This window comes from Pseudomonas sp. 22189 (assembly GCF_052045635.1).
Classification (GTDB): Bacteria; Pseudomonadota; Gammaproteobacteria; order Pseudomonadales; family Pseudomonadaceae; genus Aquipseudomonas; species Aquipseudomonas parakoreensis.
On the sequence record NZ_JBQEPG010000024.1, the window covers coordinates 60,450 to 82,139 of the forward strand.

24 protein-coding genes and 2 pseudogenes are annotated in these 21,690 nt (G+C 61.2%); 16 read left to right on the forward strand and 10 right to left on the reverse strand.

Annotation, left to right across the window (positions count from 1 at the left end; genetic code table 11):
• Positions 1-184, forward strand: a pseudogene (locus tag ACTJKS_RS22175) (hypothetical protein); the annotation flags it as partial.
• Between the two features lie 22 nt (positions 185-206).
• Here ACTJKS_RS22175 and ACTJKS_RS22180 read toward each other — a convergent pair.
• Positions 207-1,118, reverse strand: coding sequence for an AraC family transcriptional regulator (locus tag ACTJKS_RS22180; protein ID WP_108182911.1), 912 nt, complete (start codon positions 1,116-1,118; stop codon positions 207-209).
• A gap of 103 nt (positions 1,119-1,221) precedes the next feature.
• On the opposite strand from ACTJKS_RS22180, the gene ACTJKS_RS22185 reads away from it, so the two are divergent.
• The 5 genes from ACTJKS_RS22185 to ACTJKS_RS22205 all read left to right on the forward strand — a co-directional run bounded on the left by ACTJKS_RS22185 (position 1,222) and on the right by ACTJKS_RS22205 (position 5,670).
• Positions 1,222-1,767: a carboxymuconolactone decarboxylase family protein gene (locus ACTJKS_RS22185; RefSeq protein WP_041074663.1), complete on the forward strand. Its 546-nt coding sequence runs from the start codon at positions 1,222-1,224 to the stop codon at positions 1,765-1,767.
• Between the two features lie 64 nt (positions 1,768-1,831).
• Complete coding sequence (locus tag ACTJKS_RS22190) at positions 1,832-2,902, forward strand: acyl-CoA dehydrogenase family protein (protein WP_262949561.1); 1,071 nt, start codon at positions 1,832-1,834, stop codon at positions 2,900-2,902.
• Positions 2,899-3,741, forward strand: coding sequence for an ABC transporter ATP-binding protein (locus ACTJKS_RS22195; protein WP_440828991.1), 843 nt, complete (start codon positions 2,899-2,901; stop codon positions 3,739-3,741). The genes ACTJKS_RS22190 and ACTJKS_RS22195 overlap by 4 nt, the downstream gene beginning before the upstream one ends.
• Complete coding sequence (locus ACTJKS_RS22200) at positions 3,707-4,906, forward strand: ABC transporter substrate-binding protein (protein ID WP_108182908.1); 1,200 nt, start codon at positions 3,707-3,709, stop codon at positions 4,904-4,906. The genes ACTJKS_RS22195 and ACTJKS_RS22200 overlap by 35 nt, the downstream gene beginning before the upstream one ends.
• Positions 4,906-5,670 (forward strand): ABC transporter permease, encoded by a 765-nt coding sequence (locus ACTJKS_RS22205; protein ID WP_108182907.1) that lies wholly within the window; start codon positions 4,906-4,908, stop codon positions 5,668-5,670. The genes ACTJKS_RS22200 and ACTJKS_RS22205 overlap by 1 nt, the downstream gene beginning before the upstream one ends.
• Before the next feature lie 161 nt (positions 5,671-5,831).
• On the opposite strand, the gene ACTJKS_RS22210 is transcribed toward ACTJKS_RS22205, so the two are convergent.
• Positions 5,832-8,213, reverse strand: coding sequence for a DUF3772 domain-containing protein (locus ACTJKS_RS22210; RefSeq protein ID WP_108182906.1), 2,382 nt, complete (start codon positions 8,211-8,213; stop codon positions 5,832-5,834).
• A 195-nt stretch (positions 8,214-8,408) separates the two neighbouring features.
• On the opposite strand from ACTJKS_RS22210, the gene ACTJKS_RS22215 reads away from it, so the two are divergent.
• From ACTJKS_RS22215 to ACTJKS_RS22235, 5 genes and pseudogenes are all read left to right on the forward strand, one after another.
• Positions 8,409-9,173, forward strand: a complete 765-nt coding sequence (locus ACTJKS_RS22215; RefSeq protein WP_108182905.1) for a COG4705 family protein — start codon at positions 8,409-8,411, stop codon at positions 9,171-9,173.
• A gap of 29 nt (positions 9,174-9,202) precedes the next feature.
• Entirely contained in the window at positions 9,203-9,640 is a 438-nt protein-coding gene (locus tag ACTJKS_RS22220) for a hypothetical protein (RefSeq protein WP_108182904.1), read from the forward strand.
• A gap of 98 nt (positions 9,641-9,738) precedes the next feature.
• Positions 9,739-10,404 carry a response regulator gene (locus ACTJKS_RS22225; protein ID WP_108182903.1) on the forward strand — a complete coding sequence of 222 codons (666 nt, stop codon included), beginning with the start codon at positions 9,739-9,741 and terminating at the stop codon, positions 10,402-10,404.
• Complete coding sequence (locus tag ACTJKS_RS22230; protein WP_108182902.1) at positions 10,380-11,726, forward strand: ATP-binding protein; 1,347 nt, start codon at positions 10,380-10,382, stop codon at positions 11,724-11,726. The genes ACTJKS_RS22225 and ACTJKS_RS22230 overlap by 25 nt, the downstream gene beginning before the upstream one ends.
• A gap of 39 nt (positions 11,727-11,765) precedes the next feature.
• A pseudogene (locus tag ACTJKS_RS22235) lies at positions 11,766-12,344 on the forward strand (DUF4337 domain-containing protein).
• 64 nt (positions 12,345-12,408) lie between these two features.
• On the opposite strand, the gene ACTJKS_RS22240 reads toward ACTJKS_RS22235, so the two are convergent.
• The 6 genes from ACTJKS_RS22240 to ACTJKS_RS22265 form a co-directional block, all read right to left on the reverse strand.
• Positions 12,409-13,245, reverse strand: coding sequence for a PhzF family phenazine biosynthesis protein (locus ACTJKS_RS22240; protein WP_108182901.1), 837 nt, complete (start codon positions 13,243-13,245; stop codon positions 12,409-12,411).
• Positions 13,246-13,315: 70 nt separating this feature from the next.
• Positions 13,316-13,750 (reverse strand): GNAT family N-acetyltransferase, encoded by a 435-nt coding sequence (locus ACTJKS_RS22245; protein WP_108184404.1) that lies wholly within the window; start codon positions 13,748-13,750, stop codon positions 13,316-13,318.
• Positions 13,751-13,857: 107 nt separating this feature from the next.
• Positions 13,858-14,583 carry an alpha/beta fold hydrolase gene (locus ACTJKS_RS22250; RefSeq protein WP_108182900.1) on the reverse strand — a complete coding sequence of 242 codons (726 nt, stop codon included), beginning with the start codon at positions 14,581-14,583 and terminating at the stop codon, positions 13,858-13,860.
• Between the two features lie 100 nt (positions 14,584-14,683).
• On the reverse strand, positions 14,684-15,607 hold the full coding sequence (locus ACTJKS_RS22255) for a LysR family transcriptional regulator (RefSeq protein WP_108182899.1): 924 nt from the start codon (positions 15,605-15,607) through the stop codon (positions 14,684-14,686).
• 31 nt (positions 15,608-15,638) lie between these two features.
• Positions 15,639-15,803: a DUF2986 domain-containing protein gene (locus tag ACTJKS_RS22260; RefSeq protein ID WP_108182898.1), complete on the reverse strand. Its 165-nt coding sequence runs from the start codon at positions 15,801-15,803 to the stop codon at positions 15,639-15,641.
• Positions 15,804-15,851: 48 nt separating this feature from the next.
• On the reverse strand, positions 15,852-16,550 hold the full coding sequence (locus ACTJKS_RS22265; protein ID WP_262949566.1) for a phytanoyl-CoA dioxygenase family protein: 699 nt from the start codon (positions 16,548-16,550) through the stop codon (positions 15,852-15,854).
• Between the two features lie 278 nt (positions 16,551-16,828).
• Here ACTJKS_RS22265 and ACTJKS_RS22270 point away from each other — a divergent pair, with 278 nt between their 5' ends.
• The 3 genes from ACTJKS_RS22270 (at position 16,829) to ACTJKS_RS22280 (ending at position 19,564) form a co-directional block, all read left to right on the forward strand.
• On the forward strand, positions 16,829-17,524 hold the full coding sequence (locus tag ACTJKS_RS22270) for a tRNA (adenine(22)-N(1))-methyltransferase (protein ID WP_198759949.1): 696 nt from the start codon (positions 16,829-16,831) through the stop codon (positions 17,522-17,524).
• A gap of 72 nt (positions 17,525-17,596) precedes the next feature.
• Entirely contained in the window at positions 17,597-18,076 is a 480-nt protein-coding gene (locus ACTJKS_RS22275; protein ID WP_262949567.1) for a MerR family transcriptional regulator, read from the forward strand.
• Between the two features lie 255 nt (positions 18,077-18,331).
• On the forward strand, positions 18,332-19,564 hold the full coding sequence (locus ACTJKS_RS22280) for an NADH:flavin oxidoreductase/NADH oxidase family protein (RefSeq protein ID WP_108182894.1): 1,233 nt from the start codon (positions 18,332-18,334) through the stop codon (positions 19,562-19,564).
• 65 nt (positions 19,565-19,629) lie between these two features.
• Here the strand turns inward: ACTJKS_RS22280 and ACTJKS_RS22285 are convergent, their stop codons facing one another.
• Together ACTJKS_RS22285 and ACTJKS_RS22290 are read right to left on the reverse strand one after the other, a co-directional pair.
• Positions 19,630-20,190 (reverse strand): fasciclin domain-containing protein, encoded by a 561-nt coding sequence (locus ACTJKS_RS22285; protein ID WP_108182893.1) that lies wholly within the window; start codon positions 20,188-20,190, stop codon positions 19,630-19,632.
• Positions 20,191-20,309: 119 nt separating this feature from the next.
• A complete protein-coding gene (locus ACTJKS_RS22290) occupies positions 20,310-20,732 on the reverse strand; it encodes an SgcJ/EcaC family oxidoreductase (protein ID WP_108182892.1) in 423 nt (140 codons plus the stop codon).
• A 53-nt stretch (positions 20,733-20,785) separates the two neighbouring features.
• On the opposite strand from ACTJKS_RS22290, the gene ACTJKS_RS22295 reads away from it, so the two are divergent.
• Together ACTJKS_RS22295 and ACTJKS_RS22300 are read left to right on the forward strand one after the other, a co-directional pair.
• The gene (locus ACTJKS_RS22295; RefSeq protein ID WP_041074690.1) at positions 20,786-21,079 is read left to right on the forward strand and encodes a hypothetical protein; all 294 of its coding nucleotides are present in this window, start codon (positions 20,786-20,788) and stop codon (positions 21,077-21,079) included.
• A gap of 165 nt (positions 21,080-21,244) precedes the next feature.
• Positions 21,245-21,679 (forward strand): GFA family protein, encoded by a 435-nt coding sequence (locus ACTJKS_RS22300; RefSeq protein ID WP_108182891.1) that lies wholly within the window; start codon positions 21,245-21,247, stop codon positions 21,677-21,679.
• Positions 21,680-21,690: the final 11 nt, after the last annotated feature.

The window sequence follows — 21,690 nt, forward strand, 5'->3', positions numbered from 1 at the left end:
GAGCGGGCTTGCCCGCGAAAGCGCCGGCTCAGTCGATAAAGACGTTGGATGTGCCAACGCCATCGCTGGCAAGCCAGCTCCCACAGGTTTTGTGGCGTGCACAAAGCCACTGATCGACACAACCCCCTGTGGGAGCGGGCTTGCCCGCGAAAGCGGTGTGACATTCAGTGATGAGGTTGGCTGATCTGACGCTTTCGCGAGCAAGCTCAGCGCCCCTCATGCTGCTTGCGATAAGCCCCCGGTTGCACGCCCACCGACTTGGCAAATGCCCGGGTAAACGCGGCGATCGACTGATAGCCCACCGCCGCACACACCTGTTCCACCGTGTGGTTAGTCCGCAGCAACTGGCAGGCATGCCGAATGCGCAACGCCAGCAATACCTGCCCCGGCGATTGCCCGGCCAGTTCGTTGAAGCGTTTGAAAAATGCCGAGCGCGACAGGCCGGTACTCGCCGCCATGCTCTCCAGCGACCACGGCAACTGCGGTTGTGCGATCAACTGGTCCAGCAACGGCGCGAACTGCGGATTGCGCGCCAATGCCACGAGGCCGCCGAGGCTCTGGTTGTCGGCCATCTGCTGACGCAGCACGTACAAAAACAGCAGATGACTCAAGCGTTCGAGCAGCGCCGAGGAGGGCGCCGGCAGGCGTTCGCACTCTTGCAGGATCAACTCGAACAAGGCTCGCGCCGCGCTGGAAGACGGATCGCCCGCGCGCAGGATGATCCAGTCTGGCAACCCCTCGATGATCAGCGATGACAATCCCGACTTGAAATGGAAGAACCCGCAAACCAGCCCGACACCGTCCTGCGCCTGGCTGTCGAGCGCGGTCATGGCGATGCGCGGCAGCGTCTGGGCGAGGGCTGTCTCTTCGGCGCTGGAGAGGCGGTAATTCAGATCCCGCAGCAGAAACACCGCATCCCCGGCGTTCAACGGTATCGACCGTGCCTGCCCATCAATGTGCAGCCAGCAACGCCCCTGCACGATCAAGTGAAAACTGGCGCGCGCCAGCCCGTGCGTACTCGCGTGCCAGCCACCGCAATAGCGCCCGACGTGGAACAGACTGGCGTCGAGTTCGAGGCTTTCTAATAACCAATCAACCAAAGGGCTGGACGAAATCATCTAATGGAAACACTCAGGAGCAAGTAATCGCTACTTTAGAATATGGATCGAAATTTTTATAACCAACAGACTGGCCGGACACTCAACAGCAGGAGTCCACTCCATGTCGCGCGTCACTCTTCACACCGTGCAAAGCGCTCCCGAAGCCGCTAGACCGTTTCTGGAAAATGCGCAGAAAAACTCCGGATTCATTCCGAACCTGCTGGCCGTGCTGGCCAATGCCCCGGCCGCACTGGAAACCTACGTTACGGTATCGGCGCTCAATGGCAAGTCCGAACTCAGCCTCGCCGAGCGCGAAGTGGTGCAACTGATTGCCGCGACCAACCATGGTTGCGATTTCTGTGTCGCAGGTCATACCGCCGTGGCGCTGAATAAGGCAAAACTGCCGCCGGAAGTGGTCAGTGCGCTGCGTGAAAAAGCCACTGTGCCCGTGGCAAAACTGGAAACCCTGGCCGCATTTGCCCGCGAAGTGATTGCCACCCGGGGCAAGGTCAGCGATCAGACCTTCAACCAATTCAAGGCCGCCGGCTACACCGAAGGCAATGCGCTGGAAGTGATCCTTGGCATCAGCCTGGCGACCCTGTGCAACTTCGCCAACGTGTTCGCCGACACGCCGCTCAACCCTGAGCTGGCGGCGTATCGCGCGTAATTCGCCAGCGCTTCGGGCCGCATCGTCTATGGTTGATGCGGCTGCGTACAAGGAGAGAAACGACATGCTCAATCCGGCATTGATGCAATGGCTGGAACACAACGCCCAGGCCCTGGATGCGGGCGACGGCGATCCGCAACAGGTGCTGACACAACTGGCGCAGGCCGGGGTGCTACGGGTCGGCGTCAGCCCGGCGCTGGGCGGCAGCGGTGGTCACGTCAGCGATGCCGTGGAAACCCTGGCCGCCGTCGCCAGCCATTCATTGGCAGCGGCGTTCGTATTCTGGGGCCAAAGGGCCTTTATCGAATACTTGCTGCACAGTCCCAACGCTGCACTAAGGGAAAAGTTGCTGCCTTCACTGCTCAGCGCAGAACTGGCCGGCGCCACCGGTTTGTCCAACGCGATGAAGTACCTGTCAGGCATCGAGGCACTGCAAGTGCGCGCCGCCAGTGCCGCTGACGGCTGGGCCTTGAACGGGCGCCTGCATTGGGTGACCAACCTGCGCAAAAGCGGTTTTGTGGTGGCGGCGGCGATCGAGCATGAGGCGGGCGGTTCACCCTTCGTGCTAGCCATCCCGGATGGCGCGGCCGGCGTAACACGTTCCGCCGATCTGCAACTGATGGGGCTGCAATCGAGCAACACCGCAGCGATCGATTTCGCGCAAGTGGCGGTCGGACGCGAATGGCTGCTGCATGAAGATGCGCGCAAGTTTCTGCCAGCGGTGCGCCCGGCGTTCCTCGGCTTGCAGTGCGGCATGGCGATGGGTCTGGCGCGACGGGCGCTGGCCGAGGTCGAAGGACATTTGCAGGACGGTCGTTCGATCCTGTTGGAGCCGTTGCAGGAACAACGCGAGCAATTGGCGCAGAGCGTCGATGCGCTCAAGCAAGGTTTGCACGACGGGCGTTTCCTGACCGAGCCGGGCGCCTTGTTCCAGATCCGCATCGCGCTGGCCGAATCCGCTGCCAATGCGGTGCAACTGGAATTGCAATCCAGCGGCGGCAAGGCCTATCTGACCGAGCACGGCAGTGGTTTCGCCCGGCGCTGGCGTGAGTCGGCGTTCGTGCCGATCGTCACGCCGAGCCTGGTGCAACTGCGCGCCGAATTGCAGCGGCAGAAACGGGAAGCGACGGCATGACCGCGCCGGTGCTGGAGGCGCAGGGCATCAGCCTCGGCTACCCGCGAGAGCAGGGCTGGCACACCGTGCTGGAGCACTTCGACCTGCAATTGCAGCCCGGCGAAGTGGTGACGATTCTCGGCCCCAGCGGTGTCGGCAAATCGAGTCTGCTGCGTGTCCTGGCGGGGTTGCAGGCACCGCAGCAGGGCCGGGTGAGCCTGCTTGGCGAACCGCTGACCGGTGCGCACCCTCGGGTGGCGGTGGCGTTTCAGGACCCGAGCCTGTTGCCGTGGCTGACTTTGGAAAAGAACGTCGCCTTCGGTCTCGACTTCGCCCGCCAGCCGCACCTGACGGCCGAACAACGCAAGACGCGGATCGACCACGCCATTGCTGCGGTCGGCCTCGAACATGCGCGTCAGCAGCACCCGGCGCAGCTGTCCGGCGGCATGGCCCAGCGCACCGCGCTGGCCCGTTGTCTGGCCCGTCAGCCGCAGGTGCTGTTGCTCGATGAACCGTTCGGCGCGCTGGATGAAATCACCCGCGCCGACATGCAGCAGTTGCTCCTGCAACTGATTGCCGAGCACCACACCGCAGCCGTGTTGATCACCCACGACATCGACGAAGCCCTGCTGCTTTCCGAGCGGATTCTGCTACTGGGTAACAGCCCGGCGCACATCCTCGGCGAGTGGCGCATCGACCTGCCTCAGCCGCGTGCCGAGCTGGTCGAGGAACTGGGCGCGCTGCGCATCGACATCCTCAAAATCCTTCGGCGGGCAAGCCGCAACCCCCTCACTCAACCTGTGCCCGCTACGTCGGAGATTGACCATGTGCCTGGACGACTTTACTCACACACGTCGTGACTTCCTCAAACTCAGCGCGTTGCTGACCGCTGGCGGCGCGTTGCCGTTGCTCAACAGCTTGAATGCCCGTGCCGCTGCCGAGCCGAACGCGCCGGTGCGCATCGGTTATCTGCCGATCACCGACGCCACGCCGTTGCTGGTGGCGCACAACAACGGGCTGTTCGAGGCCGAAGGCATTCAGGCCGAGCGCCCGGTGCTGCTGCGCAGTTGGGCGCAGGTGATCGAGGCGTTCATTTCCGGGCAGGTCAACGTGATTCATCTGCTGTCACCGATGACCGTGTGGGCGCGTTACGGCAGCAAGGTGCCGGCCAAGGTCGTGGCGTGGAACCACGTCGGCGGCTCGGGCCTGACCGTGGCGCCGGGCATCACCGAGGTCAAGCAACTCGGTGGGCAATCGGTGGCGATTCCGTTCTGGTATTCGATTCATAACGTGGTGGTGCAGCAGCTGTTCCGCGATCACGGGCTGGTGCCGGTGAGCAAATCGGCGAGCGCCGCGTTGGCGCCGAACGAAGTCAATCTGCTGGTGCTGCCGCCGTCCGATATGCCGCCGGCCCTGGCGAGCAAACGCATCGCTGGTTACATCGTCGCCGAGCCGTTCAACGCGCTGGCCGAGGAACTCAAGGTTGGCCGCGTACAGCGTTTTACCGGCGACGTCTGGCGTAATCACGCTTGCTGCGTGGTGTTCATGCACGAGCAGGATCTGAACCACCGTCCCGAGTGGTCGCAGAAAGTCGTCAATGCGATCGTCAAGGCGCAGGTCTGGACCCGCGACAACCGCGCCGAGGCCGCAAAACTGCTGTCCAAGGACGGCGCCAATCGCTATACGCCGCACGCGCAACCGGTGCTCGACCGGGTGCTGTCGCCGGCCAGCAGCGACCGCGAGCAGTATCTGGCCAGCGGCGCGATTCAGCACAGGCATTGGGACGAGCAGCGCATCGATTTTCAGCCGTACCCGTTCCCCAGCTACACCGAAGAACTGGTCAAACGTCTGAAGGACACGCTGATCGAGGGCGACAAGGGTTTCCTCGCCAGCCTCGATCCGCAGCAGACCGCCAAGGATCTGGTGGATGATCGCTTCGTGCGCAACGCCATCGCGGCCGTTGGCGGCATGCAGACCTTCGGCCTGCCGGAAAGCTTCGAACGCAGCGAGGAGTTCGGCCTCTGATGCGCCAGCGATCTTCATTGACCGTGCAGGGTTTGTTGGGTGTAGCGGGGCTGTTGTGCCTGTTGCTGCTGTGGTGGCTGGGTGTGCATCTGTTTGGCGGCAACGACAGCCTTGCGTTGCGCTTTTCACCCGAGGCAACTCTGGCGAGCCTTGGCGACCTGTTGCTGCGCCCGGAGCTGTACGAGCATGTGCTGGTCAGCCTGAAGCGGATTCTGGTCGGGCTGCTGATGGCGCTGCTGATCGGTGTGCCGCTGGGCTTGATGATTGGCAGCTACCGGCATCTGGAAGCGGCGACCACGCCGGCGTTTCAGTTTCTGCGGATGATTTCGCCGCTGTCGTGGATGCCGGTGGTGGTGATGCTGATGGGCGTTGGTGATCAGCCGATCTACTTCCTGCTGACCTTCGCCGCGGTGTGGCCGATCCTGCTCAACACCGTGGCCGGCGTGCGCCAGCTCGACCCGCGCTGGCTGCAACTCAGCCGCAGCCTCAGCGCCACCCGCTGGGAAACCCTGCGCAAGGTGATCCTGCCCGGCGTGCTCGGCCATGTGCTGACCGGGGTGCGGCTGTCGATCGGCATTTTGTGGATCGTACTGGTGCCGTGCGAGATGCTCGGGGTCAGCGCCGGGTTGGGCTACTTCATCCTCGATACGCGTGATCGCCTGGCGTATTCGGAACTGATGGCGATGGTGCTGCTGATCGGCGTACTGGGCTTTGCGCTGGATGCGTTGGCGCGCTGGCTGCATCGGCGCTGGGCGCCGGCCTGAGGCTCTTCGCGAGTAGGCTTGTTCCCTGCGCGCAATCCCGCAATCACCACAAAGCCCTGTGGGAGCTGGCTTGCCAGCGATGGGNCATCGCTGGCAAGCCAGCTCCCACAGTAATCTCGGCCAGTAACCAAGTCCGTGTACACCGCAAAACCTTTTAGGGGTCACGGGCTCGACGCTGGTTTCGCCAGCGCAATCCCCGCATCCCCCAGGCGCTTGAGAATCTCGAACAGCAGATCACTCTTGGTCCCGCCGACGATCCGTGGGCTGCCGACATAGCCCGTCACCGTCAAGGTGATGCCATCGGGCGAGAGTTTGCTGAAGCGTACGTACGACGCCGGTTTGTCGAGGATGTTTTCGTTTTCGTGGTAAGTGTTCAGCAGCAATTCCTTGACCTGTTCCGGGTCGATGTCCAGCGGGAACATCAGCTCCAGGCTCGCCACCCCCTGAGCGCTGCCGCCGAGGGTGACGTTGCGCAGGTTCTGCGAGATCAGTTGCGAGTTGGGCACGATCACGATGGAGCGGTCGCTGAGCTGGATTTCCGTGGCGCGCACGTTGATCCGGCGGATATCGCCTTCGACACCGCTGATGCTGATCAGATCGCCGACCTTCACCGGGCGCTCGGTGAGCAGGATCAGCCCGGAGACGAAGTTCTTGACGATTTCCTGCAAGCCGAAACCGATCCCCACCGACAACGCACTGACGATCCACGCCAGATTGGTCCAGCGCACGCCCAGTGACGACAGCGTCAGGAGGATAACCGTGGCATAACCGATGTTGGAAAACAGCGTGCTCAGCGACGCGCACATGCCCGGATCCATGTCGGTCTTGGGCAGGAATTCGTTGTCGAGCCAGCGGCGCAGGGCGCGGATCAGGTAGATACCGATCAGCAGCGCCAGCACGGCATTGATCAGGTGCGCAGGGACGATGTTCAGCTTGCGCAAGCCGGCACCACCCAGAATGCCCAGGACATTGCTGGTCAGTTGCCCGAACGTGGTGCCGATGCCGCCGACGAACAAGGTGATGACCGCCAGCAGCAACAGCCCGGCGCGGCTGGCACCGGACAGCACAATCGAGATCTGTTCCAGCCGCCGGTCGCCCAGGCCCAAAGTCTGCTTGAGCGTCTTGCCCGCCGAGTAGCGCGGCGAGAACAGGTACTCGCAGGCGTCCTTGACCACTTGCACCAGTAAATAGAACCCGGCCAGCACGATATAGGCCCAGACCAATTCATAGGTGACGAAGCGGGCCAGCGACACGTAGCCGGTGAGCAAGGCTAGCGCCGATATGCACATGCACACCGTGGCGATGCTGTAGATCGCTCCGGCGAACGTGCTGGCGGCCTCCGGTTCATTGGCGCTGATCAACGCCTTGCGCACTTTGCCGACGCGCAACAGCAACGGCACCAGAATCACGATCACCACGATGGCGATCACCCCGCGCTGGGCGATCACGATCTGGCTGCTCATGCCGGTGGCGTTGCTGACTTGCACCAGCGTCACCAGCACCAGCAGGGTGGCGGCGAGAATCCTCGGATACGGGCGCAACGCCAGCGCCACCGAATCGGCCATCGCCGGCAGCCGCCATGAAGGATGCTGGGTCGACAGCAGTGCGCGGCTCAACGCGGTGATCAGGACGCAGGCGTAAACGGCTTTTTCGAATTCTTCGGAAAAAGTCTGCAGCACTGGCGTCAGCGGCTCGTGACGGGTGCAGGCATAGAACAGCAGATGCAGGGCGATGGCTGTGGTGCCCAGGGTCGCCAGCGCCGAGGCGAATGCCAGCGCGCTGCGACGCAGGCGACCTTCCGGCATGCGGTGGATGCACAGCCAGGTCAGACCGCGTTCGGCAAGTCGGCGGCCGACCGTCCAGAAAGCCAGCGCCAGCAGCACCAGCACACAGGTGAAAAACCGTTCCCCCGGGGCCCATACGGTGGCCCAGGTGAGGTTCACCTGATCGATGAAAAACTTCAGGCGCTGGCGGTCGTCCGGCTCCGGCGCGACCAATGGCGACCAGAAGTCCGGGCTCAGGATGCTGTCGGTGCGCAGCGTCAGTTCGCTTTCGAGCAGTGTGCGGCGGATGCCGGCGATTTGTGTAATCAGCTCGGCTGCGCTTTGTTTGAGCGCGGCAAGGCTTTTGAGCGTGGCATCGACCTTGTTTTTCTGCTCGCTGAGCAACGCCCGTTGTGCGGCGATTTCCGCCTGTTCGGCGGCAATCTGCGTATCCGGTGCGGCGCCGAGCACCCCCAGTTGCACCGCCAGTTGCGCCTGCTGCGGCAACAACGATGCGGACAACCGATCGACATCCAGAATGAACGTCTGCACCCGGTCCTGCGGGCCTTCGAGCTGGTTGTAATTGTTGGCGGCGGAAATCTGCTGCTTCAGGCCGTCGAGACGCAGTTGTAAGGCTTGCAGATCACTTTGCGAGACCTCCACCAGCGGTGCCGCAGTGGTCGCCGAGGGCGCCGGCAAATCCGCCGCGCACAGCAGCGAACTGCCCGAAGCGAGCACGGTCAGCGCGACAAAAAACAATGACTTCAATGTGTTGCGCATCGGAGGGGCCGGTTCTCGTTGATCACACAATCTATGAGGTTAGGTGATCGAACCGGGCACGGCGGAAAATTTCGGCAGAGCAGGGCGCGCCACTGAATCAATCGCTTCGTGTACGCCCTCAGTCTCAGCTAAGTGTTGGCCCTTATCGTCTCCCTCAGCGCACATTCAGCGCTGGACAGGAGAGGCAACCCGCACATGAATCCCGCAAAAGCCGGATGGCTTAACAAAGTCCCCGAAGTGACACTGGCCTTCTGGGTAATCAAGATTCTCTCGACGACCGTGGGTGAAACCGGCGCTGACTTCCTCGCCGTGGATATTGGCTTCGGCGCTGGCTGGACCAGCATCGGCATGGCGCTGTTACTCGGGGGGGCGCTGTTCTTGCAAATGCGCAAAACTGCCTATACACCCTGGATCTACTGGTTGACCGTGGTGCTGGTGAGCATCGTCGGCACGCAGATCACCGACATCATGACCGACATGCTCGACATCAGCCTGTACGTCAGCACCGCGGTGTTCTCGGTGTTGCTGGCCGTGAATTTCCTGATCTGGTTCACGATGGAAGACAGCCTGTCGATCCGTGAAATCAACACGCCGCGGCGCGAGCTTTTTTACTGGTCTACGGTGCTCTGTACCTTTGCCTTGGGCACTGCCGCCGGGGACCTGGCCACCGAAGCGCTGGGGCTGGGCTTCACCGTCGGTGCAGTGATTTTCGGCGCGCTGCTTGCGGCGACGCTGCTGGCCAGGCGGATGGGGGCCAACGTGGTGCTGACCTTCTGGATCGCCTACATCCTGACTCGTCCGTTCGGCGCCTCTCTCGGTGACTTGCTGACTCAGGCCAAGACTTACGGTGGCCTGGGCATGGGCGCCGCCTGGACCAGTGCGATCTTCCTCACTGTCATCGTGCTGCTGGTGGCGGTCGCGCAGATCAGCCTTGGCAATCGCAAAACCCTCACTCAATAAACGTTTGGATACTCCCTCAAGGAATCAACATGCACGCCTTCAAAACCGTTTTTCGCCACGTCGCGATCATCTCGTCTCTGATGCTGCTCGGCAGCCTCGCCGGCTGCTCGAAACCCGCTGACAAACCCGCTGCCGGTGCACCGACCAGCTCTTTGAGCGCGCCGCCGCAATCGGGCTCGAAGCTGGGTGACCTGAGCGAGTTCCGCAACATCGCCGCCAACGTCAGTGCGCTGGTCGAGAAAAATGACCTGCCCGGCGCCAAGACCCGTATCAAGGATCTGGAAACGACTTGGGACTCCGCCGAAGCCGGCATCAAGCCGCGTGCCGCTGCCGACTGGCATGTGTTGGACAAGGCGATTGACCGCGCGCTGGATGCCCTGCGCGCCAGCTCGCCGCAGCAGGCTGACTGCAAGGCGGCCATGGATGATCTGCTGAACGCCTTCGATTCGCTGAATGGCAAACAGTGATCACAGCGCTGAAGCGGCGGCGGACAAACGCCGGTTCAAGTGCTTCAATACAGGCGCGATGGCAATGACCATCGCGCTTTTCTCTGTCGGAGCGCTGCATGCGGATTCTGTTGGTCGAAGATGACCTGATGATTGGCGAAGCCATCGAAGTCGCGCTCAAGGACGCGAGCTACGCCACCGACTGGGTGAAAAACGGCCTCACCGCGCTGGCGGCGCTGGACACTCAGAACTACGACCTGGTGTTGCTGGACCTCGGCCTGCCCGGCAAGGACGGGCTTGATGTGCTGGACGCCATTCGCGCGCGCAACAACCCCGTGCCGCTGCTGATTATCACCGCCCGCGATGGCCTCGATGACCGGCTGCGCGGCCTCGATGGCGGCGCCGACGACTTCCTGCTCAAACCTTTCGCCATGGCCGAGTTGCTGGCGCGGATGCGTGCGGTATTGCGCCGTCGCGGCGGTAACGCGCAATCGCTGCTGGATAATGGCGAGGTGTCGTTGAACCTGGTGTCCAAACAGGCCTCCACCGCGCAAGTCATTGAAGTGCAACTGTCCAGTCGCGAGTTTGCGCTGTTGCAGGCGCTGTTGATCCGCCCGGGGGCGATTCTTTCGCGCAGTGAACTTGAGGACCGGATTTACGGCTGGGGCAACGAAGTGGAAAGCAACGCGGTGGAGTTTTTGATCCATTCGCTGCGGCGCAAACTGGGAAACCATGTCATCAAGAATGTCAGGGGGATGGGATGGATGGTTTCAAAAGGCGTTTGAGCGATTCGGTGCAGGCACGGCTTTCGGTCACGCTGTCACTGGCGATTCTCATCGTCGCTTTGCTCGCCGGTGCATTCGCATTCGTTTCGGCGCTCGACGAAGCGCACGAAATGCAGGACGAAAGCTTGCGCCAGGTCGCGCTGCTGTTTGACCGGCAGCACATGACCCTGGGGTATCCCGCTGCCGTCCAGGCCGTTGGTGAGGATGAAGACTCGCGGATCACCGTGCAGTACCTGGCCGACAGCAGCAAAGCGCTCGGCACTGACGACGCCAGCCTTCCGTTGCCCTTTCCGCTGACCCTGGCCGATGGTTTGTCGACGTTGAACATAGCCGGTGAAAACTATCGTGTGTTGGTCAGAACCACCTCGGCAGGCGAGCGCATCGCGGTCGCGCAGGAAGCCGACGTGCGCGACAAGGAAGCACGGGAAAGCGCGTGGCGCAGTCTGTTGCCGTTTCTGATTCTGTTTCCGGTGCTGCTGTTGGTGGTGGCGGATCTGGTGCGCAAGCTGTTTCGCCCGATCGCGACCCTCTCGGCGGAAATCGATCAGCGTGACCAACAGGCGCTGCATGCGATTGATGAACAGCACCTGCCGAGCGAGATCCGGCCCTTCGTCGTGGCGATCAATCGATTGCTCCGCCGCGTTGCACAGGCCATGGAGGCGCAACGACGGTTTATCGCCGATGCCGCCCATGAGCTGCGTTCGCCGATGACGGCGCTGTCCCTGCAGGCCGAGCGATTGGCCGCTACGCCCATGTCGGCTGACACCCGGCAGAACTTTCTGCCACTGGCTCAGGGGATCGAGCGCAGTCGCAAGCTGATCGAGCAATTGCTCGCCCTGGCTGCCGCACAATCAATCGCGCAACGCGCCGAGGCCACCGTGTCGGTACATGCAGTGTTTCGCCGTGTACTGGAAGACCTCCTGCCACTGGCAGAGAACAAAGACATCGATATCGGCGTTGACAGCGTCGAGGACGTGCCGGTCCTCATCAACGAACTGGACCTGTTCATCCTGATCAAGAACCTGGTGGATAACGCCATCCGCTATACCCCGGCGGGCGGGCGAGTCGACCTCAGCGTCGAACGGACGGAGGCGGGCGCGCGCATCGAAATCAAGGACTCGGGGCCGGGCATCCGCGGCGAAGAACAGGCGCTGGTGTTCGATCCGTTTTACCGCAGCCTGGGCACCGGGGAAGCCGGGTCCGGGTTGGGGCTGTCGATTGTCAGGGCGATTGCCGAGCGGACGGGGATTCGGGTGGGTTTGAGTTTCGTCGATGAAGTGGCGCAGCGTGGCTTGCGCGTTTCGCTGTGGTTGTCCTCATAATGTCGCCCATCTTTCATCACCCATCCCAGTTCGACAGCCATGCCTGAAGAGTTCGAAGTTCCCAGCCCCCACGAGCAACACATCGAGCACACCACCCATCATGCCCATGCACAAGGCGATCGCTTCGCCAGCAAGATTGCGGTGATGACGGCGATCATGGCGACCGTGGGCGCCCTGATGAGTTATCAGGCCGGTTCGACGGAAAGTGAGGCGGCGATGGATAAAAACAACGCCGCGATCCAGAAGACCGAAGCCGCCAACGAATGGAACTACTACTAGGCCAAATCCAGCCGGCAGAATCTGTCGGATTTGGCCAGCCATCTGCCGGGGCTGGATTCCGCCCACTATGCTGCCGAGGCGCGGCGCTACGCGGAGCAGAAAGAGCAGGCGCGCAAGAAGGCCGAAGTGCTTGAGCAACAGGCACAAGCGTGGGAGGAAAAGTCTGAGCAGGTGCTGCATCAGCATCACCGCTGGGCTCAGGCCATGACCGCGATTCAAATCGCCATTTCACTGGCAGCCATCACCTTGCTGACGCGCAAGGAATGGCTGCGGCGCGTCTCGTTTGGCGCCGCCGGTGTCGGCGTCATGCTGGGATCGCTGGCCTGGCTGCATATTTGAGCGAGTTCGACTCCGGCTCGGAGTAGCGGTTGGCGCGGTTAATCGCCCAGGCTGCCATGGCTCATCAAAACACCACCCGGCCGGAAATACAGTGCTGAACGGCACCGCCCACCCAGACGGTGCCGTCCACGTTCTGGATGCTCAATCGGCCGCGGCGGCCGATGGCGGTGCCTTGGCTCACGGTGTAGCGGTCGCCAAGGATGCCTGAGCCGATCAGCCACTGAGCCAGGCTCGCATTGAGGCTGCCGGTGACGGCGTCCTCGGCGCATTCCTCGCCCATGAAGGCTCTGACTTCCACGTCCGTTTCAGCGTCTGGACCCGCCCACGGCGCAATAATCCCGACATTCAGCCCCTGCAGCGCCGCGTAATCAGGCTTGATCGCCAACACGTCTTCGCGACTCGCCAGCAACACGCCCGCCCACCCCGGGCCGTTATCGACCCATTGGCTCGCGCGGATCTGCCCGGTGGCGAGGCCGAGTCCTTGTTCAATCAGGTTGAGCGTCGTTGCCTCCAGCGGCCCGCTGCGCACCAATGGTGGCGCGGAGAACGCCAGTTGCGGACCTTGTTTGCGTACCCGAATCAAGCCCGCCGAGCACTCCTGGATAATCTCGACCTGCTCAGGCTTGTCGTTCTGCGCGAGCCACACTTTGCAGCTGCCCAGCGTGGGATGCCCGGCGAAGGGCAACTCTCGCAACGGTGTAAAGATGCGGACACGGTAGTGCGCGTCCGGCGCCTCGGGCTTCAGCAGAAAAGTGGTCTCACTGAGTTGCGTCCAGCGGGCGAACGCCTGCATCTGCTCGGTCGTCAGCCCATCTGCATCCACCACCACGGCCAGCGCATTACCTTCGTAGGGGTGATCGGCGAATACGTCGACTTGTTCGAACTGCAGCGAGCGTGGCATTGAATGTCCTTACAGGTTGAGTCAGGGAAGGTCTTTTACGCTCATGGATTCGGATCACGGTTGCTGAATGTCAGGTGCCGGTCCATGACATTTCGATATGCGTGTCGGTTGTGCCAGTCCGGCGAAAGCCCAGTCGTTCATAGAGCTTCTGCGCCAATGTGTTCGTGCGAAAAGCGCCCAACTGCAACGGCACCTTGCGGGCAGCGGCTTGCAGCTGGAGGTTCCTCAGCATGCGCGAGCCAATGCCCTTGCCTTGGTACGCCTGCGAAATAGCGATGTTCTGAACCTGGATTCGATCCTCTTTATCCAGAATCTGCACGTATCCAACAATCCGGCCATCTTGTTCAATAACCGAAGTGGCTGCGCAGGCGAATTCCGCTGTGAAATTTGCCCGTTGCCACTTCTCATCCCAGCCCCATATTTTCTCGATGTGCTCGCGGAAGACTGCTCGATGCAAGTCAAAGAGGGTTGTCTGGTCACCATCGGTGGCGGGGCGTAGCGTCATGCGGGTCTCTGATTTGTGCTTTTGGCTGTTGCTGAGGCTAGCGGCTGTAACAATAAACGGCAATTCGGATTGATCATGGCCCGCCGCATCTGACTGCCCCCGGACAATCACAACGCAACCCGCTCCAGAAACTGCCTGACCTCCAACGAATACGCCACCGGATGCGAGAACCGGAACATATGCCCGGTTCTCGGCATGATGACTTCCTGCGCGCTTTTTATGCCATTCAGCAGGATCCGCGCAGCCTGTTTACCGATCAGCCTGTCTTCCTCGGGCGTGAGGATCAGCGTCGGTACGTCGATCTTTGGCAGCAGGTCGGTGTAGTCGACGTTCTCGATCGAGCGCACGCGGTTGACGTAGGCCTTGTGCGGGGTGTGCTTGATGAAGAAGGCACGGCTCCTGGCAGATGACCAAGGGATTTCACCTTCCTTGTCGAACGATGAAGCCAGTTGCGCGGCGTGGAAGCGCAGGGTCGCCTGGCGATAAAACGGCCCGGGGAAAAACGGCGCCAGTGCGGCCAGCGTTTTCAGCAGGGGCGAGGTGATCGGGCTTCTGGCGAAACCGCCGGACAGCACCAGGCCCTTGAGGCCTGTGGGCTGGCGTGTTGCAACGGCGATCGAGGCGACCGCACCGTAGGAGTCGCCCACCAGTACATAGCTTTCGAGATCCTGCACCTGACCAACGATGAAGTTGGCGAGTTTTTCCAGATCAGCGACGTCGTCCGGCAAACGCAAAGTACGCATGGCGCGGTGCTGCAAGTGGGTGAGTGGGTCGAGCTGCCACGGTGCACCGGCGAAGCAAGGGACCATGACCAATGTGGGCTCGGTTTTCATGTGCATTCCTGGAGTGTTGAACGGATGTCCGCACTCTAGGAGCACCGAGGCCTGCGATCCAATGGCATTGGCGCAGCCTCTCGATGCACCAGATCGATCGTCAGTCGCCGATCAGCATTCTGGTCATCCACTCAACCGCCGGCTCGTTGGCGCGCCCGCGCGCGCGGACGACGAAAATCTCCCAGCTGGGCAGCGCCAGGGGCAATTCGAAAATGCTCAGTTGTGCGGTTTCCTGCATCTGCAAGGCGATGCGTTCGGCGACCACCGCAATCGACTCCGATGCGCCCACCATGAACGGCACCGCCAGAAAACTCGGGCAGGTGACGCTGACCTTGCGGCTGCGACCAAGCTGCTCCAGCGCGTCATCGACCGCGCCGCGGGCATCGCCACGGGGTGAAATCAGAACGTGCGGCAGGCGAGTGAAGTCATCCAGCGTCATGTGCAGTTTCCTGCCGCGCTTGACCAGTGCCGGATGTCCTTTGCGGGCGATGCCGACAAAACGCTCCTTGTGCGCGAACTGGCAATCAAAGCGTTGCGGCACCTGCGCAAACGAACCCGAACCCAGCACCAGGTCGATCTCACCGGCGTCCAGCAAGCGCATCGCCGATTCGCCATCCACCGGCCCGAGTTTCAGTACCACCTCTGGCGCCGCAGCCTGAAGTTTCGCCAGCGCCGGGGCGATGACGGTCAACACGGCGTAATCGGTGGCCGCTACCGACAGTGTCGCCTGCAGACGCGCCGGATCGAACGGCCCCCGTGGGCTGGCGACCAACCGTACCGACTCGAGCACCGCTGCCACTCTGGGCATCAGCTCGGTGGCCAGCGGCGTCGGCGCCATGCCACGGGGATTGCGAATGAACAACTGATCATCAAACGCTGTGCGCAACCGCGACAGGGCATGGCTAGTGGCCGACTGCGACAGGTGCAGGCGCTGCGCCGCACGCCCGACGTGCCTTTCCGCCCAAAGCGCCTCAAGCACCACTAGAAGATTGAGGTCGAAACGCGTCAGGTCCAGTGGCTTCATAGGGGGTTGGCCTTTTTACATTTCGGCGCTTTTATAAAGCGTTTTCGCAGCTCTCAACCGGTTCGGCGGCCGCTTCGGCAGCCATCTTTGCGCGGTCGGCCTTGCTGATGTATTTGGGCTTTTTCGGCGCCAGTTTGGCGCTGGCCTTTTTGGCCTTTTCCTTGAACAACTGCTGCAGTTTCTTTTGGCGGTTCATGTTTCTACTCGGTGAAGTGGAGCCGGGCATGTGCCCATCAAGCGCGCATTAAATCCGGGTCGCAGCCATTTGGCGAGCCTGTTGCAGCGATGCGGGATCAAACTGCTCACGGGTGTCCATTCGCACACCGCGCAAGCCCGCTGTTTCCAGCTGCGTCCTATACAGTGCCTGCGCGCAATAGTTGATCAGAATAGAGCGCCGACGTGCGCCATTCACGTTGCGACTGCCCGCGTGGAGCAGATCGACGTCAAACAGCAAAATGTCCCCCGCAGTCCCTGAAAGCTGCACGACAGCAGTCTCGTCGTTGGGGTCGAATGGTGGCTGTTGTGGTGAAGGTCGGTGACTGCCCGGGACGATGCGCGTGGCGCCGTTGTCGGGGCCGTAGTCATCGAAAAAGGCGATGGCGTTGACCATGTCGCCGGGCCGCTGGATCGACAGGTCGCGGTGCAGTTGCTGATGGCCGCCACCGGCCAGCGGTTCGCGACCCTCGACCTGGGACAGGAAGAAGCGTTCGCCAATCAGCTCACCTGCCACCGCCAGTACCTGCGGCAGGCGACACACCGCTTGCACCGTTGCATCCAGGTCCAGCAGCGAATGGCGCCAGTCCATGCCGCGCGGTACCGGCCAGTGTTCCGATGCTTGCACATTCGCATCGAATATCGCGCGCAGGTCGGCGAGCCACTTCCCCGGGATCGCATCGCGCAGCAGCGCGTAACCTTGCCGGTGAAGCTGCTCGCGCTCGATCATGGCTTCGGTAACGTCAGGAAATCGCTGGTCAGCAGCGCGCCGAGGGCTGTGTTCAAGATTGATCTTTTCCAAGAGTGCATGTGTTGTTTTGCGACAGGACTGCGCGCAGATTCGTAGACCGGTTGCAATGAGGATAGCCGACGCATGCGCCTCTGCATCGAGGCTACGTCGGAACACCGGCGCGCGCGTCCGGATTTGAAATACCCGCCACCGCCCGCTAGAGTCGCGCCCCTTGTCCGGCCAGCAGTGCCGGCGATGGCTGGGGAAGAGGGCGGCAGTTGAACGAACACACATTGTCCATGCGACTGGAGCGGGTGGCGGCGCATGTACCGGCTGGCGCGCGGTTGGCGGATATCGGCTCGGATCACGGCTATCTGCCGGTGGCTCTGATGCGCCGTGGTGCCATCGTTGCGGCGGTGGCCGGCGAGGTAGCGCAGACACCGTTCCATGCCGCGGTGCGCACGGTGCGCGACAACGATCTTCAGCCGTTCATCACTGTGCGCCTGGCCAGTGGCCTGGCGGCGATCGAGCCGGACGACGAGATTTCCGCGATCAGCCTTTGTGGCATGGGCGGCGAGACGATTCGCGACATTCTTGACAGCGGCAAGGCGCGTCTGCGCGGTCACGAGCGGCTGATCCTGCAACCCAACGGCGGCGAGCAACCCCTGCGCCAATGGCTGATGGACAACGGCTACCGCATCCTCGACGAGGAAGTGCTGCAGGAAAACCGTTTCTTCTACGAAATCATCGTCGCCGAGCGCGGCGCCCCGGTGAGCTACAGCGCCGAACAGTTGTACTTCGGCCCGTTGCTGATGCAAGCACGCAGCCCGGCATTCATCGCCAAGTGGCAGCGTCTCTTACGCCAGAGACAGAAAACCCTGACCAGTTTCAAACAGGCGCGCCAGGAAGTGCCCGAGGAAAAACTGGAAGAAATTTCGCGACAGATTCAGTGGATCACTGAGTTGTTGGCTTGATCTGCCGTGTTGGCGCTTGGGCTCCTTCAGGTTTAAAGTCAGCTTCAAGGTTAACGTGCTGCGGAGTCGGACATGAGAATCGGTGAACTGGCGAAAATCAGCGGACTGGCGCCTTCGCGTATTCGTTTTTACGAGGCGAGCGGGTTGATCACTTCGGTCGCGCGCAAAGCCAATGGCTATCGCGATTACGCACCTGACACTCAGTGGGTATTGCAGATCATCACCGGCGCGCAGGCGGCGGGTTTCTCCCTGGAGGAAATCCGTCAGTTGATGCCGATGAATGCCAGCGGTTGGCAGCACGACCAGTTGCTCAGTGGCTTGAAGCAAAAGGTCGATGAAATCGAGGTGCTGCAGCAACGGCTGGCGCAGAACAAGGAACAACTGCTGCTGGTCATCAAAGGGATCGAGGGCAAACCTGCGGGGATGGCGTGTGCGGACAATGCGCAGAGGCTGATCCAACGGCTGTGCGAAGAAGGCGTGGCTTCTGCGCCCGACAAGCAGCCAGCAGCTGCGGCAAGAAAAGCAAACGCCCGTCAGGCATCCAGAGCCTGACGGGCTCACCTTAAACCTCGCTTTAAGGTCAACCCCGCTGCTGCGAATAATTTTTGCTGATGACATCGGACTTTTGCTTGACCCTCGACCTGACGTTAACGCTAGCGTCTGAAGCTGATTGGGCAAGGCAATAACGCTGCTATCAGGTCCTATGGAGCCTGCGCATGAGTCAGCGAAATCACCTTGAAAAAAGTCATTGACCTTAAAGTTGACTTCAATCTTATGGTGGCCTCATCTCCAGTTGAGGACTGCTCCATGAATGTGTTCGACCCCCTGACCTTACCCAACGGTTCGACCATCAAGAACCGTATCGCCAAAGCCGCCATGGAAGAAAACATGGCGGACGCCGACCAGGCACCCTCTGCAGAATTGATGCGTCTGTATCAGGCGTGGGCCGATGGCGGTGCCGGGCTGATCATCACCGGCAACGTGATGGTCGACGGCCGCGCGATGACCGGGCCGGGCGGCGTGGTGCTGCAAGATGATCAGCAACTCGACAAGTTCAAGCGCTGGGCGCGGATCGGCCGTTCTGCCGGTGCGCAGTTCTGGTTGCAGATCAATCATCCGGGGCGCCAGATGCAGTCCAACCTCGGGCAGAAAACCTGGGCGCCGTCAGCGGTGCCGCTGGACCTGGGCAAACTGTCCAAGCGTTTCGCCACGCCCCACGCCATGACCGCCAGTGTGATTGAGGACGTCATCCAGCGCTTTGCGCACACCGCACGCCTCGGTGAACAGGCCGGCTTCACTGGGGTGGAAATCCATGCCGCCCACGGCTATCTGTTGAGCCAGTTTCTCTCGCCACTGACCAATCAAAGGACGGACGAGTGGGGCGGCTCTCTGCAGAACCGCGCGCGGTTGTTGGTCGAGATCGTCAAGGCAGTCAGGGCCGTGGTTTCTGCAGAGTTTGCCGTAGCGGTCAAACTCAATTCTGCCGATTTCCAGCGCGGTGGATTCACCGCTGACGACGCGAAAAAGGTCGTTGAGCTGCTCAACGATCTGGGCGTGGATCTGGTGGAACTGTCCGGCGGCAGCTACGAAGTCCCGGCCATGCAGGGTGAGGCGCGCGATGGTCGCACGTTGGCTCGTGAGGCCTATTTCGTCGAGTTTGCCCGGGACCTGCAGACCGTTGCCAAAATGCCAGTGATGGTCACCGGCGGCATCCGCCGTCGTCCGGTGGCCGAAAGCGTTGTGCAAAGCGGCGTGGACATGGTCGGTATCGGCACCGCGTTGGCCATCGATCCGTACCTGCCGCGTGACTGGCTGCAGGGCAAGGACAACGCCCCGCAATTGCCGCCGATCACCTGGAAAAACAAGGCCGTCGCCGCCCTGGCGAACATGGCGGTGGTGAAGTTTCAGCTGGGTAAACTCAGTCGGGCGAAAAAGCCTGATCCGGGGGTGTCACCGTTACGCGCGCTGATTTTGCAGCAGATCGGCATGGCGTTTCGCACCCGGCAATATCGGCGCTGGGTGGAAAAGCGTTCGGCGTGAGTCGCAAGGCATTTCAATCGTGACGTTGGCGGACGCTCTGACGAGAGCCCGCCCACGTCAACCGGTCAGTTCGGCATCAGCACCGTATCGACTACATGAATCACGCCATTGGATTGCATGACGTCCGCGATGGTAATGGCCGCCTTGCCGCCTTTGGCGTCCTGCACCCACAGCTTGCCGTCGTGCAGCATCACGGTCAGCGATTCGCCCTGGACGGTTTTCAGCATCACTTTGCCGCCGTGCATTTTGGCGTCGTCCATCAGCTGTTTGCCAGTGTGAGTGCCGGCCACGACGTGGTAAGTCAGGATCTTCGTCAGGTCCACCTTGTGTTCAGGCTTGACCAAGGTATCGACCGTGCCGGCGGGCAGTTTTGCGAAGGCTTCGTTGGTAGGAGCGAAGACCGTGAACGGGCCCTTGCTGTTGAGCGTATCCACCAGCCCGGCGGCCTTGACCGCAGCGACCAGGGTCGTGTGATCCTTGGAGTTGACTGCGTTTTCGACGATGGTCTTCGTCGGATACATGGCCGCGCCGCCAACCATCACGGTATCGGCGGCAAAGCTGGACCCGGCGCCGAGGCAGAGCAGGGTGAAGCAAGCGACAGCAAGGCGTTTGATGAGCATGTGCATGGTGCGTCTCCTTGATTCTTCGACCCTTCGAATGAGGGTGTTGAATATACGGAGCAGGGGGTGAAACGGATGCAGCATGCAGCGAAAAACCTTTTGCGGTACGCCGAAACGGATTACCGCTAATCACGCAGGGTGGCTTCACCTGTGCGCGGGTTGGTCAGGGTCACATTCTCCAGCGCTCTGATGCGCCAAGCCTCGTTCTGCCTGATCAGCACCGCGAGAATCAGCGTATCCACCACATGCGCCCCGGCCGGATGTGCAGCACCGGCCGACAAACGACTCCAGAAATGAATGATCGCCACCCCGTCAGCAACAGGATCGATATCGATCAGTTCATTCTCAAGAGTGGAGTCACAATAGATCGTCTGGTGAATGGGCGCGTGCAGCGCAACGATCTGCTCGACGCCCCGAACGAAGTGGCCGAAACGATTGACGAACGTCGCTTGCGGATCGAACAGAGCTCCGAGTGCCGCCATGTCGTGAGCGTTCCAGGCTGCCTGGAATGCGCCTGGAGCGTCTTCGGGTTTATTTATCTGAGTCATGGCCGGGGCCTCGCAGATCGTTAGAATGCGCTTTTAAACATAAGAAACTCAGTATGGATGTACAAGCGCTCGAAAGTAGCGACGTTTTATCGTTCACGTTGGATCAGGCACATCGCTGTTTCGAAATGGTCGTCAGCCTGAAGGACGGCTGCCGATGCAAACTGACGGCGTGGAATATCGATGGCGCAGAGTTGCCCATCAGTCTCGGTGCTCTGCACATTCAAAATTCTCGCGTCCTCGGAGAGCTGGAAGGGATCAGCTTTGTTGAAAACGTTCTATCTCTCGAGGGCGATTTTGGCGATATGTCTATCGAGGCGGACACGGTTTTGGTCGAAAAGCTGATTTAGGCTTTGAGCGCAAAGGGAAGGATCGCCCTCTCGATAGACGATTCCATTCAAATCTCTGTCAACGCTTGGCGCAATACATTCTGTCTGTAACCTGAGGTTCTGCCGGCGCGCTTGTTTCTAAACCTGACGCCAGCGCCTGATCAATCATTTTCCAAGGAGGTCCCCATGACAACAGGGCAGTGTCTTTGCGCGGCAGTACGCTTTTCCCTCACGGTGGAACCGCGCTTTTTCTATCGCTGCCACTGCTCACTGTGCCGCAAACAGACCGGTGTCGGGTTCAACCTCGCTACTCTGGTCAGCGCTCGGGACTTTCGTTGGGACGCAGGGCAGGACTCGATCAACAGTTGGATCATATCCAGCGGCTACAGAAACGACTTCTGCGCACAGTGCGGCTCGACCGTGCCCAACCCACTTCGCGAATCGCCTTACGTGTGGATTCCGCTCGGACTGCTTGATGAGGATCTGAGCATGGAATGCGTTGGCGATTTCTGTGTGGACGATGCCATGTCATGGGATACGCAGCGTTCAACGCAGAGTTATCACGGGGCGGTGGAGTCACTGGCGTTTCTTCTGCAAAAACTCCGGGTCAATCCTGACTGACCCGAAGCTCG